At 66.5% G+C, this 15,215-nt stretch carries 11 protein-coding genes and 2 pseudogenes; 3 read left to right on the top strand and 10 right to left on the bottom strand.

Going from position 1 to position 15,215, the window contains the following annotated elements; all coding sequences use genetic code 11:
* Positions 1-205: 205 nt before the first annotated feature.
* The 7 genes and pseudogenes from ACZ7MX_RS33570 to ACZ7MX_RS33600 all read right to left on the bottom strand — a co-directional run bounded on the left by ACZ7MX_RS33570 (position 206) and on the right by ACZ7MX_RS33600 (position 7,303).
* Positions 206-1,786, bottom strand: a complete 1,581-nt coding sequence (locus ACZ7MX_RS33570; protein WP_472137747.1) for a TIGR03086 family metal-binding protein — start codon at positions 1,784-1,786, stop codon at positions 206-208.
* Between the two features lie 623 nt (positions 1,787-2,409).
* A pseudogene (locus ACZ7MX_RS33575) lies at positions 2,410-2,599 on the bottom strand (IS256 family transposase); the annotation flags it as partial.
* Positions 2,600-2,645: 46 nt separating this feature from the next.
* Positions 2,646-3,167 (bottom strand): hypothetical protein, encoded by a 522-nt coding sequence (locus ACZ7MX_RS33580; protein ID WP_472137685.1) that lies wholly within the window; start codon positions 3,165-3,167, stop codon positions 2,646-2,648.
* A gap of 20 nt (positions 3,168-3,187) precedes the next feature.
* Positions 3,188-4,261 carry a helix-turn-helix domain-containing protein gene (locus tag ACZ7MX_RS33585; RefSeq protein WP_472137687.1) on the bottom strand — a complete coding sequence of 358 codons (1,074 nt, stop codon included), beginning with the start codon at positions 4,259-4,261 and terminating at the stop codon, positions 3,188-3,190.
* A 118-nt stretch (positions 4,262-4,379) separates the two neighbouring features.
* Complete coding sequence (locus ACZ7MX_RS33590) at positions 4,380-4,691, bottom strand: hypothetical protein (protein ID WP_472137689.1); 312 nt, start codon at positions 4,689-4,691, stop codon at positions 4,380-4,382.
* Between the two features lie 1,094 nt (positions 4,692-5,785).
* Complete coding sequence (locus ACZ7MX_RS33595; RefSeq protein WP_472137691.1) at positions 5,786-6,385, bottom strand: hypothetical protein; 600 nt, start codon at positions 6,383-6,385, stop codon at positions 5,786-5,788.
* A gap of 72 nt (positions 6,386-6,457) precedes the next feature.
* On the bottom strand, positions 6,458-7,303 hold the full coding sequence (locus ACZ7MX_RS33600; RefSeq protein ID WP_472137693.1) for a NucA/NucB deoxyribonuclease domain-containing protein: 846 nt from the start codon (positions 7,301-7,303) through the stop codon (positions 6,458-6,460).
* A gap of 954 nt (positions 7,304-8,257) precedes the next feature.
* On the opposite strand from ACZ7MX_RS33600, the gene ACZ7MX_RS33605 reads away from it, so the two are divergent.
* Entirely contained in the window at positions 8,258-8,641 is a 384-nt protein-coding gene (locus ACZ7MX_RS33605; RefSeq protein WP_472137695.1) for a hypothetical protein, read from the top strand.
* 463 nt (positions 8,642-9,104) lie between these two features.
* Here ACZ7MX_RS33605 and ACZ7MX_RS33610 read toward each other — a convergent pair whose 3' ends face one another.
* Both ACZ7MX_RS33610 and ACZ7MX_RS33615 read right to left on the bottom strand, forming a co-directional pair.
* Positions 9,105-9,350, bottom strand: a complete 246-nt coding sequence (locus ACZ7MX_RS33610; protein ID WP_472137696.1) for a DUF6193 family natural product biosynthesis protein — start codon at positions 9,348-9,350, stop codon at positions 9,105-9,107.
* Positions 9,351-10,253: 903 nt separating this feature from the next.
* The gene (locus ACZ7MX_RS33615) at positions 10,254-10,595 is read right to left on the bottom strand and encodes a hypothetical protein (protein ID WP_472137698.1); all 342 of its coding nucleotides are present in this window, start codon (positions 10,593-10,595) and stop codon (positions 10,254-10,256) included.
* A gap of 221 nt (positions 10,596-10,816) precedes the next feature.
* Here ACZ7MX_RS33615 and ACZ7MX_RS33620 point away from each other — a divergent pair.
* Positions 10,817-10,998, top strand: a pseudogene (locus tag ACZ7MX_RS33620) (transposase); the annotation flags it as partial.
* Positions 10,999-11,007: 9 nt separating this feature from the next.
* Here ACZ7MX_RS33620 and ACZ7MX_RS33625 read toward each other — a convergent pair.
* A complete protein-coding gene (locus ACZ7MX_RS33625; protein ID WP_472137700.1) occupies positions 11,008-11,979 on the bottom strand; it encodes a CehA/McbA family metallohydrolase in 972 nt (323 codons plus the stop codon).
* A gap of 553 nt (positions 11,980-12,532) precedes the next feature.
* On the opposite strand from ACZ7MX_RS33625, the gene ACZ7MX_RS33630 reads away from it, so the two are divergent.
* Positions 12,533-15,172, top strand: coding sequence for an NACHT domain-containing protein (locus ACZ7MX_RS33630; protein WP_472137702.1), 2,640 nt, complete (start codon positions 12,533-12,535; stop codon positions 15,170-15,172).
* Positions 15,173-15,215: the final 43 nt, after the last annotated feature.

The following is a 15,215-nucleotide window of genomic DNA, read 5'->3' on the forward strand; positions in this document are numbered from 1 at the left end:
ACGGACGGCTCCCGCCCGCTTGACCCGGAGCGCTCAACCATTCCGCCGCGGTGAGATCTGGAACGACTGCCGCGTGGGTGTCGCCATGGGCACGCGCCGGTCCTTCAAGCTTGGCCAGATGACGTGATACGGCCCAACTCTCGCTACAGTTACGGCCAGCGGCGAGTAGCGCTCTGGGGGTTCGGGGCTCGCGGTCGGTTGCCGGTCAGCGCGGGATGCGGCGGCCGAGGAACGCAGCTACCTGGTCAAGGGCCGGGGCACAATCGGTGGCGGCCCGTGCTGGGGCGATGGACCCGCCGGCGGTGCGGGGCAGATCGCCGTAGATCTCCTGGACCACTGGCAGCGCGGCGTGTGCGATGTCGGGCTCGAGGTCGCGCTCGCGGCTGAGCGCTGTCGCGAGGTCCCAGCCATGCACGAGCAGCTCGACCAGGAGCTGCTCGACCACGCGACGGCCGGGAGCGGGGCCGAAGGAGCGGGCCAGCATGCCGGGCTGGCGGAAGGCATCGCGGGCCTGGGCGGCGGCGGTCTCGAAGGCGGCGATGTGGTTGTCACCGAGGTGGTGCTTGGTGTGGCCGTCGGTGGGGGGCGTGCCCTGAGCCAGGCCGCCCCAGATGGTGTTCTCCCACACCAGATGGTCGAGCAGGTCCCGTACGGTCCAGTCCTTGCAGGGGGTTGGTAAGCCGAACTGGGCCGGCGTCGTTGCGCGCACGAGTGTGCCCACGGTGTCCTGGACGCGGGTGAAAGCATTCAGCACACCGCCTGGCCAGGGATCGGTGTCGTCCGCGTAGAGGGCCTCGAGCCGGGCGTTACGCGCGCCGGGCGCGGGGTTGGCGCCCAGGGCGGTGGTGAGCCATTGCCCTTCCTCTGCGATTCCGACAGGTGCGGGGCGGCCGCCGAGGACGCACAGCAGCTGCCAGAAGCGCTCGACGGCGGGCTCAGCCGCGGCGGTGAGCTGCTCGCACAGGAGTTTGCGGGCTTTGACGCCGTCGCAGGTCACGGCAGGGTCGTTGTTCGCACGGCTGGGCAGCCAGACGGCGACGATGTCGGCGACGACCGGGTCGGCAGCTGAGGAGTCCGCTGCGATGCCGGCTTGCATCGCCTCGCGGACGCGTGCGGTCCAGGTGCCGGTGAGTGCGCGCATTTCCGCCGCCACGGCGGAGTCCTGCACTCCCTGCCCAGGACCGGCGGCGTACTCCGCCATGCGCCGCATGGCGGGACGCAGCTCCTCTCCGGCGACCAGCTCGCCCAGCTCCAGCCACGCCTCAACCTGCTCGTCGGTGGGGTCCTCCGGAAGGTCGGAGCCGGCCGCGAGGAGCCCCTCACGGAAGTGGGGCACGTCCAGATCGCCGAGGGCGCCGGTGAGGAAACCGTGGACCAGATTGCGACGTTCGTCGGGGGACATGCGGGCGGTGCGGGTCATGAGAGCGAGTCCTTCGTGGGTAGTGCGACGTGTGACGGTGCGCAGGACTGCCTGGTGAGTGCGCAGGCGGCGGATCTGCGTCTGCAGCGCCTCGACGTGTGCGGCAGCCACCTCCGAGAGCTTGTCCTCGCGATCCAGGGCGGCCCGGATTTCGCTGAGCCCCATCCCCAGCTCCCGCAGGGTGCGAGCCATGTGCAGCCGGGCCACGCCAGCAGTGTCGTAGCGGCGGTAGCCGCCCGCGGTCCGGCCGACCGGTGCCACGACGCCTACGTCCGACCAGTACCTGACCACTTTCACCGGCAGCGCGGTCTGCCGCGCCACAGCCCCGATGCTCCACGTCTGCCGCGACGAGTCGTCCATACGCATGTGCTCCACTCTCAACTCTCCCTGCATGGGAGAGTCAAGCAGCCTCGTACACTGCCGCATCTACTGCGGCAGAACCTCTACGGGGCTTCACGACCTACAGCCGGCTTTCCCGCCGGGCGAGGTGTACCGCATCTACCGCTGTGGAGGCGGGAGGCGGACGGGCATCACGATCGAACTGACCGAGCCTTGGTTGCGCGCGTTACGTGTGCCGCGGCGCAAGCGGGCGGCGGCCTAGCGGTACCTCACCGGGACCGGGATCGCGAAGTCTCCCCGCGGATCTATGAGATCCCGTTGACGACGTGGGATAAAGGCCCTCCCCGAGAGCCAGTTCGACGCCCTGCGGAGGCTGGACGTCGCCCTGCGAGAGAAAACGTCCTGGAAGCTGCTCTACGAGCCCGCCGCTCGGGCGGATCAGGTGCTGTGCCTCAGGCGAACGAGCGCTGGATCACCGCTGAGGGCGGTACTCCGAAGTGGATTCACGGGCAGGCCGACACCAACCGAGATCACGGTCCTGCCGACCCGGCAGAGCTCGCGCTGATGCACCCGTCGGCCCCCGGGTGAGCCCCTGTCCAGGCAGGTTGCCGCGGGCGTGAGCGGCCAAGGTCTGTGCTTCAGTAACGTGCTCAGGCTGCATGGGTTTCGGGGCGTTCGACGAGGTGGCCGCGTTCGAATGGGCCTCGGCCCGGACGAGGGCGATGAGGTGAAGGGCGTCTCGGCTCGCCACCACTGCTGAGCGGACTCTACGAGCTTGAAGACCCTCGCCAACGCGGCGGCTGGGCTGCCGGCGGCCTTGGTGACCTTGCTGCGGAGGCGGAAACGGTGGCATCGCCCGCTCAGCACTGGCTTACCGCGTTGCCGGTCATGGGTCGGGAGAGCACGCGGGTAACCCCTGTCTGAACGGAGCCGCAGGCCTGGGCTCCGCGCAACTGGCCCGTCCGTGTGCGCCTTCCGCATGCAGTAATGGGCAGGGCCGGGGTGGGGTCGCTGGCGTCCGGGAGAGGTAGCGGATCTTGCTCGGGTCACGGCCGGTTATGGCGGCGATGGTAGCGGCGGTGTAGCCGAGGGTGGCGAGGACCTGGACGTCGTAGTGCAGGGTGCGGTCACCGGGCATCGCTAAAAGCGGCGTGCTCTGGCGGACTTGGCGGGACAGGTGGTCCCAGGCTTCGGCGGTGGGGTTATAGGAGCCGACGAGGGTGTCCCAGCGGGAGATGAGGGTGCCGAACACCGTGTTGATGCAGGTGGTGGCCTCGGCGAGGGACAGGTGGGCTTGGGCGTAGTCGAGGTAGGGGGCGTAGTGGAGCGCGTAGAAGGCCTCGAAGGCGGGGGGCAGTGCGAGTGCGGGTGTGTCCGGTGTGGCGTGCGGGGTCATGGGTCCTGCCATGAGTGAGGCGTGGGTGACGGTCATCCGAAAGAGCCGGCGGCAAGGCGCGGCCCCTCCTGGGGCGGGTCCTGGTAGGCGGCTTGCCAGAGGGGGCGGAGGTCGGCGGGGCGGCCGTGGAGGGCGAAGACGAGGCGGGCCACGACAGGCCAGTCGGGGATGTAGCTGCCTTTGAGGGTGCGCGCGAGGATGCTGATGGTGACGCTGTCGTGCATGGCGCGGCGCAGGGCCCACAGGTGGGGGCGATCGGCGCTGAGATAGAGGCCGCGTAGGGCAGCGTGGAAGGCGTTCTGGGCTGCCTGTCGCTGGACGGGAGCTGGTGGGCGGTTGTCGGTGTCGGGGGCAGGCGGGCGCTGGGCGGCCTCCCACAGGTCGCGGAGTTCAGTGAGGTCGCCACCGCAGACCTCGTGGATGCGCTCGACGATGCCCCAGGACGGCAGGCGTGTGCCGTTGACGATGCGGGACATGTAGGAGGCGGACACGCCGGCCTCGGAGGCGGTTTCTTTGATGGTCCGGCCGGTTTGGCGCTGGAGGCAGGAGATGGCGCTCGCGAACTGGAATCGCGGGGTCATCGTCGGCACGCTGCCGCCGTTCGATTCCGTCGTCGGGGAGGCGGCGTGCTTGGAGGGCGCCTGCCGGTGGGGCGTGGCGGCGGAGCGCTCACGGATGCTGCGGCGCCGGTGGAGTCGGCGGTCGAGTTTGTCCTCGGTCCATCTTTTGCGCAGCCGCTCCTGGCTGACGTTCATGGGCTGGGCGAGCACCTTCCAGGGGTCGCCTTGCAAGCGGCCGCGACGGATGGCTGCTGCCTCGGCGTCTTCGACCATCTGCTGGAGGTCCTTGATGCGGTACAGCAGGAGCGGAGTGGGGGCGTGCTGTTGGACCGCGGCAAGGAAGTCACTGGCGGAGCGGTTGAGGTCTTCAGCAGCCTCGTTCAGGTCCGCCTCCGGCCGTTCCAGGTCCGGAGGGTTGAGGTCCTTCTTGCGGGCTGCAACTCTGCAGCGGGGGCACGCGGAGTGGGGGCGTCCGCGCCGCGTCTCTTGCAGGAAGGATTGGTTGCATTTGACGCAGGTCCGCCGCGACGGTGGGGCGGGAGTCATGTGGTGCCTCTTTCAGGGCCTACAGCGGAAAAGCCTGTGAGTGGTCGTCCTTGCCCTGCCGCGGGGGTAATTCGCGGCGGCAGGGCGGTCTGTGGCTGTGGTCAGTGCCGGCCGGGGGCTAGTGGCCGGTGGAGGACGGCAGAGGGCGACCGATGGTGATGTTTCGGCGAATGCGCTGGTAGGAGACCTGAGTACCAGCCGCAGCCTTGAGGCAAACCGCGAACACAGCAGCGGTTGCAACGCTGTCGGTCGGGCTGAAGGCGGCCAGGACAGGCAGGTTCAGTGCCGCGGTGATGAGGGTTGCGGGCACCGTGACCGTCAAGACACCGGTGCTGAGCGTTTCATCGCAGGTGGGCGGCGGCATGATAATTTCGGCACCTGACTCCAAAGCCCAAAAGGGACTTTGGTGGTGATTGCGGCCATTCGGCATGGGCTTCTCCAGTGCATGGCGAAGGGGTCGGGATCACGTTGCTCGACAGGCCCTGGCCATGGAGTGGACGCCCCGGCCAGGGTCACTGTCTTCCCGGATTGTCATTCCGGTTGCCAGGACACTACTTCGCACCTCGCCGTCGCGCCACGAGCACAGAGGGTTAAGGCCGGAGACGACCAGCCGCCCCAAAAACCCCTCCCCCACCGCCCCTTCACCGCTATCCACGCTCATGCGGACACAACTGATCCCACCGATAAGGAAACGATCAAAAGGGCGTCAGGAGTGTTCCGAAGCAGAGCACTTCAAGGCACTGGGGAGCGATCCAGCCACGCTCCCGCAGCCCAGCACTCACGCAGAGGAATCGAACACGCTGCCTCCCGCGTGCCCTCGCGCCACCCTCCGCCACATCACGCCACCGAACCCACTGCCTGGGAAGCGCCTGACCACGCAGAAGTACCGTCGACCAGCCGAAGACGCCAGAAACGCCATGCGCAGTGGCCGAGTTGCCTGGATCAGGCGCTGACCGCAGTTCCGTGATCGTCAATGGCCGGCGGCAGCGACCGAAGGCGTTCGTGCAGATCACTGGCCGCGGCGGAGGTGGAAGCCAGGGCGCGGTCCAGGCGTGCGAGCCGAGCGCGGGTCGTCGAGCGCAACGTGGCAGCAGGTACGTGCTCCAGGGCGTCGAGAGCCCGTTGCGCGGCATCGGCGGAGTGGGAGGCGGCCTCGGTCAGGGCGAGGACCAAGGTGGCCGCGGCCCAACCGGCCGGCCATCGACCCCTGCGCTTGCCCAGCAGCCTTGGGGCACTGGCCCAGCACGAGGTACGCCTCGGCTTTGTGAAGAGCGTATTCGGCAGCCTCGAAACCAAAGCGGCCGGGCACTTCGCCGACCGCATCCGCCTCCTTCCCTGCACAATCCGGAGCACACCGGTGACCCGGCGGGCGATGCCGCCCGTGCTGTGCGATGCCTGCACAGCGTTGGAGGAAGCCGTCGCCGCTGGGCAGGTAGGCGCGGTATCGCCACTTGGCGCGGTCTCACCCGACGAGCCAGAACGTCTCATCATGGGCAGCAGTCGGAGGATGGCGCGGCATGTGGTTCAGTCGTCTTGCAGTGAGCGCAGAAGTCGTGCTCGTACGTCGACTCTCCGGTCGTCTTCGGCTGTGTCGTCCGGCTCCGGCGTCGTGTGTGCATTTTCGTCGAGTGTTGTGTCGGCGTTGGCCAGCAGTGCCTCGTCGATCATCTTGCTGGAGCGGATGACGACGGACTCCGCCGGCTCCTGCGGCCAGACGGCAATGAGGTAGTCCTCGACCGGCTCGTCGCTGACCCCGTCCCGGTTGATCGCACGCCCCGATGCGTGGACGCGCACGCGGTACCAGCCCGGTCCTTGGGGGTTGAGCGCGGGAAGGTCATCGGGCGTGATGTCGTAACCGGAGTTGATGCGCAGATCACCTTCGACCGACCGCACGCTGATCTCTACGATCTCTTCCCAGTCGGTCGCCTCAACGGGCGGTGCGGCATCGAAGCACTGGGCCGTTACGCGCACGTAGCCGGTGTTGATGCCGGTGAGGATCCATGCTCCGTGGTCCATCGGAGCGGCGAGGCCGTTCGACCATCGCACTGTTTCCATGGGCACTTGGGCGTCGTCCGAGATGCCGAAGATGCCTTCGTTGACGAACATGACAGACGATGTGGTCACGTGTACGAGGCTACCCAGACAGCAGGAACAAAGGAGGCGCTACGGAGAAGTCCGCAGCGCCCCCGTGAAGGGTCAGTCGCCGATCAGCACGCGGTAGGGATCTCCGTCCAGCATCCGCTCGGCCTGGTAGAAGCTGCTGTTCATGCCGCCCTGGTAGTTCTGATCGTCGACACTGATCATGCAGGCGCTTGCCCCCTTCGCGCCCGTGCGCGAGGGCACTGTGGGTATGGAGCACCCGGGGAAGGTACGACGCTGTCCGCCGGCGGACAGGCCCTCCTTCGACGTGGCCAGGGGGTACTCGTCACAGCTTTTTCCCTGGGGCCGTGACTCGCCCCGGGGGCAGGCCAGGTCTCGGTTCCGCTTGATGGTGGCAGCGTTTGTCGTCCGGGTCAGGGGGCTTTTGAAGGTGGCTCCCGGCAGACCGGAGCGCTGCGCACGAGTGATGTGGGATGCCAGTTGCGGCGCCCTGCTCTTGCTGTAGATGAGCGGTGAGGCGTACCACGGGACGACACAGCCGACCGTGGCCCTACCGGCCGTTGCGTTGTCACAGCGGAACTCGTTGAGTTTGAAAGAGGATTTCGACACGCCGTAGGCCGCATTTGTGGCGGACAGCGTCCATGTGGTGGCGCAGCGGCCAATGGCACCGGAGCGCGTTGCCGTGGTGTCGAAGAAGGACTCCCCCAGCTTCCAGGAGCCCAGCGGAGCCAGTTTCTGGGAAGGGAAGGTCGACTTGTGGACCTTGCAAGCACCGTCCTTCGTTGCCTTGCCGCTGATGGATGCCTTCAGAGCATCTCCCCAGCCGCGGTAGGCAGAGACTTCGATCTGGTAGCCCCACCGGGGCATTCCGGAGTCGCCGTAGCTGTAGTGGATGACGTTCATATCGGCCGAGCCTGTCACCTGTCGACGGCCGTTGACCACGCGGAAAGTCTGGTAGGTCAGCCCAGAGATCCAGCACACCTCCTCGCGCTTTCCGAGGATCTGGCCGCGGGCGTTCGCACACCACTGTGGTGGTTTCACCCCAGCCTGAGGCGCGAGCCTTCTGCCAAGCATCGTCGCCTGTGTGCCGGCTGCGCCTGTTCCCAGACACATCCCCTTTCCCGTTGCTTTCGAAGTAACGCAGCTCTCGGATGGCTCCTGCCTTTGTACAGGCTTTACGGCGGGCTCAGCTCCTGGGCCATTCGCGCTCAGAGCATGAGACTGGCTGACCTGTGGCATTGTGACCTGTTCGGCAACAGCGGGACCTGCCGTGAGCGCGGCGAGAGCGCCAACAGCTAGAGCAGCAGATATGAGCATCCTCTGCAATTGCAAAACATTCCCCCTGAGTTGAGTGGGCGACGAGGCACTCACGATGCCGCCTCGCCGTCGGCGCAATCCCACCAAGAACAAGGGAAGCTCGAAAGGTCAATTCCAGTCGGCACTCAGCCACTTACCAGACGAAAGCACATGGCACACCGCAGACTCGGCGCGGCGACTTGACCACCAAAACCCCTTCAGGGCGGAATTACCTAATCCGCAAAGCTCACCACAGCGGGCCCGGCACGGCGTCTTTTCGGAAACCGCTAGGGCGGATGCGGCGCCAGCCCCGGCGCCCCGAAAGCGGGGCAAGTTGGCGCAGGTAAGCCTTGTGCGCTACTACGCCGCGACCAGCAGCACTGCCGGCCAGCGCCAGGCTCCACGGACCGCCTACACACACGGGGCCCGTGCACTGCCGCCGCAGCGTGATGCTCGGTGCCGAACTGACACGGGCTCGCCACAGCGAACGGACCCTCCAGACGACTCAGGCGCCGTGGCCACACCGCCACGGCAGGATCTTGCAGTTGCCGTCGTCGTTTCCCAAGGCAATCCTGTCTGCTCGGTCAACGAGGAGGACACATGGGGCTCGTTCTGTTCCCAGGAGACGGCGACACCAGCAGCCCCGACGTGTCCTGGTCCTACACCGGCTTCGGAGCGTTCCGGCGGTGGCTGGCGCAGGCCGAGGGGTTCGCACTAGGCGAGATGCACGGCTTCGGCGGACAGCGCCCCTGGAACGAGGCTTCCACCACCCTGGCCCCACTCCTCAATCATCCCGACGACGACGGCCCCGACCTCACACCGAACCAGTGCGCCGCGATCCTGCCCTGCCTGCAGGAGATCGCCGACCAGCCTCAAGAGGGAAGCATCGACCCGCTCCTCCAACGGCACATCGACGATGCCCGCCGGTTGGTGGTCGTCCTGCAGCTCTGCATCGAGAAGGACGTCGACCTCCTCTTCGGCTGACCGTCCGGTGTTATCGCCTTACCCTGACCAGCAGTTACGGGAGAGCTCTTGTGTACCGATCTCGTCGCCGGGCCTCAGGTCAGTGGGCCTCCCCTCCAGATAACTGATAGCGACAGTCCCCGGCTGGACGGGGGTTCCAGCCGGGGACTACAGCCCATGTGCCCGGTGCCCCTCAGTGAAAACGCGGCAGCTTGACCCTTCTCCTGCCACCGGAGGGATACAGACGTCCTAGTCTGAGGTACCCGGCAGCGGCGGAGCTCTACGGTGCCGGCGTGAACGTCACCGCCGCATCCCTGCAGCCCGCGGCGACCGTGCGCAGGCGGCCTTGGTCTCGGCGCGGTCAGCGGTCAGCGGTCAGCTGCCACCGCAGTGGCTTCAACGGGCACTGTCACCGCCCTCGTTCCAGGCGGCTTTCGCACTTGTGACGAGCTGCCATGGCAGCGTGGGGGCTCTGTCGGTTGGTCTACTCCCAGTCGCTGCTCGGTTCTGGCCACGGGCCTTCGACGGCAGGTCCGCAGTCATCGGGCAAGTGGGCGACGACGAGCGCTGCGGCCTCCTGCGGAGTCTCCGTCTCGCCAAGGAGTACGGCATATCCGGTGGCGTACACCTTGTAAGGCGTAGTGCAAGCGATGAACGGAAGGTCGTTGCTCCACGGGAAGTCGGTGTTGCGGTGAAAGGTGAGGCAGCCGTGGCTGAGGAAGGGGAACAACTAGCGAAGGCGTGGCTCGGCCGACGCAGCTTCAATCGCCCCAGGACGAGGAGGTCCGGGTCTCTCGTCGGTGTCGGGGGCCGGGACGGCTCGCCGGCGGCCGAACTGCGCGATGTGGTGAGCCATCAGCAGGCTGCTCTTGCCCCGGCTTGAGGCACTCGCCAGCGCCAGGCCATCTGCGGGTTCCTGCGGACCGGTTGTCCCCTGAGTGAGCAGTGCCGAGGGGTATTGACCTGCAGCGTTGTTAACTCAGCCGCTGCGTCACAGCATGTCATCTCGGCAGGCTTGTTTCCCCTGGTCCAGCGATGGGCTCGGGTTACCTTACGGAGCATGGCTCGGTGATGATGTCCCGTACGTCCCTCCTCCGGCATGCTGCGGGCCGCCCCGCATCTCTTAGAGGAGCTAACAAAAAGCCTCTGTGCGGCCATCGGCTCGACAGTGCGGGGCCCCACCTCGTCGGCGTACCCGGTCGCCGGTACCGCTGCGGCGCCCGCCACGTCCGCATGGGCGCCTTGTCCGACTGGCCCGTGACGCTCACCGTCACACGCGGCTGTGGCAGCGGTCCGGTTCCGATCTGGACGGGCTGGCCGAGCTGTCCGCTGCGTTCGAGGGCCTTGTGGCCGGCGACGGCGGGGACCCTGCCGAGGTTGCTGACGCATTCGTGCTCGCCGTGCGGCGCGACGCCCTGCTCTCGCGCAGCGAAAGTCTCCCGGACGCCTTGATCGCGGTGTGGGCGGGCCTGGGGCGGGTCCGGCGCGCTGTCAGCCTGGCTCGAGCCCGGCAGAGTGAAGTGGCCTGTCTGAGAGCCCTCCTGGAAGTAGTGCGGGTACCGGAATCCAGTGGGAGTGGCTGCCGCAGGAGCTCGGCTTCGGCACTGCGCACGAGCCTGCCGCCCGCCGGTTGCTACACCCGCTCGTATTCGACGTCCGTGTTCTGGCAGCTGGCTGCGAGGTTGCGCAGTGAGTCGCGTTCGCGGCGGTCGACGGTCAAAGACCAGCGCAGTTTGGTGCCGAGTACTGCGAGGTGGTGCACCGGCAGTTCTACGCGCTGCTGGGGCTCCGCGGCTGCGGAATTCTCGGCGCGCCGGGTCTTCCATGTCTTCGATGCCTTCCACCACAGTGGGATACGCCGATGTATCTGCCACCACCGAGGCAGATACCACAGATCGTCGCGACAGGCGTCGGTGAACTCGCGCAGCGCAGCTCCCACCCGCACATCCGACGCATCCACCTTGCTCGTGAGCATCTGCTCCACCTCGGCGGACGTGTAGGTCGGCCCACCCTCCGACCGGGCGCGCAGGGCGATGGCCAGGTGGTGCGCTCGTAGCCGTCGCGGGATTCGGCGGCCTGAGGGAGGGCTTCTACAGCGTCGCGGAGGCTGAGTGTCTCGGCAGCGTGCGCGGGGGCAGTGCCCCGTGCCCTGAAGTCCTCGACCGTATCCGGGAAGCCGTGTGATTTCGCGGGACTAGACGCGTCGCCCACGGCTCAGGGCTCGGCAAAGTCCGTTGGGTGGTGGAACGGGCCTTCGCCTGGCTGCACCAGTTCAAACGACTCCGTATCCGCTAGAACGACGCGCCGACCTCCATCAGGCCCTACTCGAACTGGCATGCAGCCTCATATGCCTCCGTCGCCTGCGGACCGCACGATGAAACGAGCGGTCAGTTGAGGATGATCGGATTGGTGAGTGCGGCGACGTGCCCGTTGGGATGGCGGACCTCAATGCGGACGAACGCCGAGTCCTCCGCCGTTGTGTCCCACTGCACCGCTCCCGCCCCGTCACTGGGAAGAGAGGCCCGGTGGACCTTCCCTCGATCGGTGTGGAAGCTGACGGTCCCCGCCAGCACACCTCGCACTGCCGCGTGGACTTCCACCTGCCCACCAGGAGTCGCGAGCCGCTCTCCCACACCGGCAACGCGACCATCGGCATGGGCGGTGAACGACACGTCCACATCCGCCGACTCGGCGATCCAGCTGCGGCCGGCGCGGATCCCGGCCAGGACTGCCTCCGTGCTCAGTTCTTCGGCGAAGACCACGGTGTGAGGGAGGCCGATCTGCCCTTCCAAGTGGGTGTCGCTGTTGCTCATCGCCGGCCGCCACGAGCCCGTCTGGAGGTCCGCCGCGAGGCTCCGCCCCCATTCAGCCAGCGCGGCCTCGTTGTCAGCGTTCCAGGGCCGATCCGAAGTCCACCGTCCGTTCCACACCTCCACCACGTCGAAGCCGAGGAAGGGGAACATGAAGACGCCCGAGGGGTAGGGCGCATGCGGGTGCGCAGCAACGCAAAGGCCCCCTGCTCGGTGGACTTGGTTCAGGCACTTGTCCACCAGTCCGTCCCTGACCTGGTGGTTCCAGTCGACGACCTCGCCGGGATGGATGCCGAGCGCGAGCCAGTGTCCGTTTTTCGTGGTCACCTCTTCGCCGAGAAGAATCAAGAAGTCATCGGCGGCCAGATGCCCCCAGACACCCGGGCCGCGGCTGAGTTGTGCTCCGTCGTCGCGATGAAGTCGAGCGCGCGCCCGGACAGCCAACTCTTCGGGGGTGAGTTCCCCGTCCGAGTGGACGGAGTGGACATGGCAGTCCCCGCGATACCAGGCCGCTCCGCGTCCGACCGCCCGCGCCGACGGGAAGCTCACACTCGACAAGGTTCTCCTCCCAGAGTCCTGTCGGCCCAACGCGCCGCCAGGGCAACCCGTTCCATCGCCCACTGAGCACCATCTCAGTCGAGACGTCAGACCAAGATCTCATTCTGAAACGATCAGTTAATGCCGCTCCCCCGACCGCTGAGTGGTTGTCCCGCATTGGGGCAACCCTCAGGGGAGATAGCGCTGCCTGGCGCGCTGTGGGGCAGCACGGCAAAAGGCACGGCAGACCCTGAACGCTCTGCCATCAGCATCTGGTGCACCGCCCGCCGCCGACTGCGCGCGGTCGGCGGTGCGGCCGGGGCCCACACTGTGCTCGCGACGGCCGCGACCGACTGACGCTCATGTCGATTCCAGGCCCCGGCTTCAGCCTTGGAGACCGGTCGTCAGGTCTGGGAACCAAGCGGAGGCGGGCCGAGGGGTCCATGGCAGCGCCTGACGGCTGGCCACCGCACTTGGCCTGTTTCCCGGGCAGCCCATCACTCCATCTCCTAAGCTGCTGCCGGGCCGACGGTTGGCTGCCGTCCTCACACCAGCCGGGGAGCAAATGGAAGCCGCTGCCATTGGCGCTCGTCTCGCCTCCAGCGTTGTAGCGCCGCTAATCAAGAGACTTTTCGTACCTGACGGCCCCGGTGCCGGTTTGGTCGACAAGCCGCTGCGCGTCTCGAAGCTCGTGTCGTTCAAGGGCGAGAAACGCGTCCTGTCGGACGAAGATCTGCACAAGATCGCCGAGGAACTGGTGAGCCGCGCCGCACAGTCCACCGGCGTCGAGGAACGTCTGCCGGCGTACGAACAGCGTGCTGTGGCACATGCCGTAGCGGACTCACTGAGGTCGCTCGGCTACATCGATATGGACGACGTGCAAGCCGTGCAGCTCGGCCACCTTGCGCTCTCCCGGCATCTGCGGTCACAGAGCCCCTCGGCCACTCTCGGCCTCTCCAGCGACGCGGTGACACTTCATGCGAGCGTGCTCGACACCGCGTGCCTGCACATCCTGCAGTTCTTCACTCAGAGATCCACTTTTGTGGCCCGGACACTGATCGAACACAGCCGCCGGATCGAAGAGTTATCTCTCAAGATCGACTCACTGATCGCCCGCACCCCGTCGCCGGCCGACGGTCCTTTCGAGGAGCGCTACGCCGAGTACATCGCCTCCAAGCACGGCAAATTGACCATTTTCGGACTCGATCTGTCCGAGGCGCCTGAGAATTGGCCGCTCGACGCCGCCTATCTGAGCTTGGACGCAGCGGGCGGCAGAACGCATGACCTCCCCACCCTCCTCCCCGCCGATCACATCTTGGCCGGCCGTGATCGGGTGTTGCTCCGGGGCGTGGCGGGGTCGGGGAAAACGACGCTCGTACAGTGGCTGGCGGTATCCACGGCGCGGAAGGCCCTCGACGAACGTCTTTTGTATCTCTACGGCCTGGTGCCGTTTGTGCTGCCGCTGCGCACCCTAACCCGCGGCGGCGCCAAACTCCCCACACCCGACGGATTCCTGGCCGCCGTTGGCTGCCCCATCGCCAATCTTCAGCCCACGGGGTGGTTCGACAGGGTGTTGAGGTCAAAGCGTGGGCTGATCCTGGTGGACGGGATCGACGAAATTCCGGAAAGTGAACGTCAAGAGGCTCGCCGTTGGGTACGGGAGCTGGTCAGTTGCTACCCGGACAACCGGTGGCTGGTGACCTCTCGACCTTCGGCCGTACGCCAGGACTGGTTGGTGGGTGACGACTTCGCAGAACTCGACCTGGCTCCGATGAGCCGGGAGAACGTCGCCGAGTTCATCAAGCGGTGGCACAAGGCCGCGGGCATTGGCGACCGCTATGCCACAGATCTCTTGCAGTCTGTACGAGCCAAGCAAGACTTGGGCCGCCTCGCCACCAACCCCCTGATGTGCGCGCTGATCTGCGCCCTTCACCAGGACCGTCGTGGCTACCTCCCGGACGGCCGGAAGGAGGTCTACGACGCCGCCCTCTCCATGCTGCTGTCCCGACGTGACCGTGAGCGAGGAATCTACAAGCCGGGCACCATCCGCATCGGCGAGGAACATCACATCCAGTTGATCCAGAAGCTGGCCTACTGGATGATCCGCAACGGTCGTTCCGAAATGGACCGAGCCGACGCCATCGAGCTGCTGGAGCACGCACTACCCGCGATGCCGAAGATCGCCGAGCAGGGAACGGCTGAGGAGATCTACCGCCACCTGCTGATCCGAAGTGGTCTCCTGCGCGAGCCCAGTGCGGGGTCGATGGATTTCATTCACCGCACTTTTCAGGACTACCTGGGCGCCAAGGCTGCCGTGGAAGGTCTTGACTTCGACTTTCTCATCGCGCACGCACATCTCGATCAATGGGAGGACGTCATCCGGATGTCCGTTGCCCACGCTCGGACCATGGAGCGAACCCGGTTGCTGACCGGCCTCATAGAACGAGGTGACACATCCGAGAAGGACAGCAGGCGTCTCCATCTGCTGGCAGCAGCCTGTTTGGAGCATGCGACAGAACTGAACCCGGATGTGCGGATGGAGGTGGAGAAGCGGGCCGCGGCGCTTATTCCGCCTCGATCGGCAGATCAGGCGCGCGCGCTGGCTGATGTGGGCCCCGTAGTTCTGGACCTGCTTCCCGGGCCACAGGGGCTCTCCGACGACGAGGCCTATTTCACGGTACTGTCCGCAACCCGTCTTGCCACCGATGCCGCGATCTCCGTACTGGCGCAATACCGCGACCTCTCAGACCTTCGTGTCCGTTCGGAACTGGCCCGGGTCTGGAGTCGTTTCGAGTGCGACAGGTTCGCCGAGGAAGTCATTGCTCACCTCGGCGAGGAAGATCTCTACTTCTGCGTCTCGAATGCGCAGGAATTGTATGCACTCCGCCGGTTCGGTGGCCGTTCTCGTATCCGGATGACAGGCACGATCACACCTGAGGAGTTCCAAACTGCCTGCGATCGGTCCCGTCTCACTCATTTGTGGGTGGAGGCCGACTCGGGCGCCACCTGGGAGTGGCTGGCGTACTTCCCGAATCTCCACACCATCACCTTCGAAAGCCCGCTAGCCAGCATCGATGTGAGCAGTCTCAAGAAGGTCAGGTCCCTTCGCACCATTCGGCTCTCCGAGGAATGCGTGTTCGTGGGATCGGAGGCTCTTCCGCCGTCCACGAAAATTGTGCGAGAGTGCCTGAGCACAACGACCTGATGGGCACCGTCCGCACGATAGGTGCCCGCCGATAGCAGCGCGT

The sequence above is a fragment of the Streptomyces sp. NPDC107765 genome, assembly GCF_055657085.1.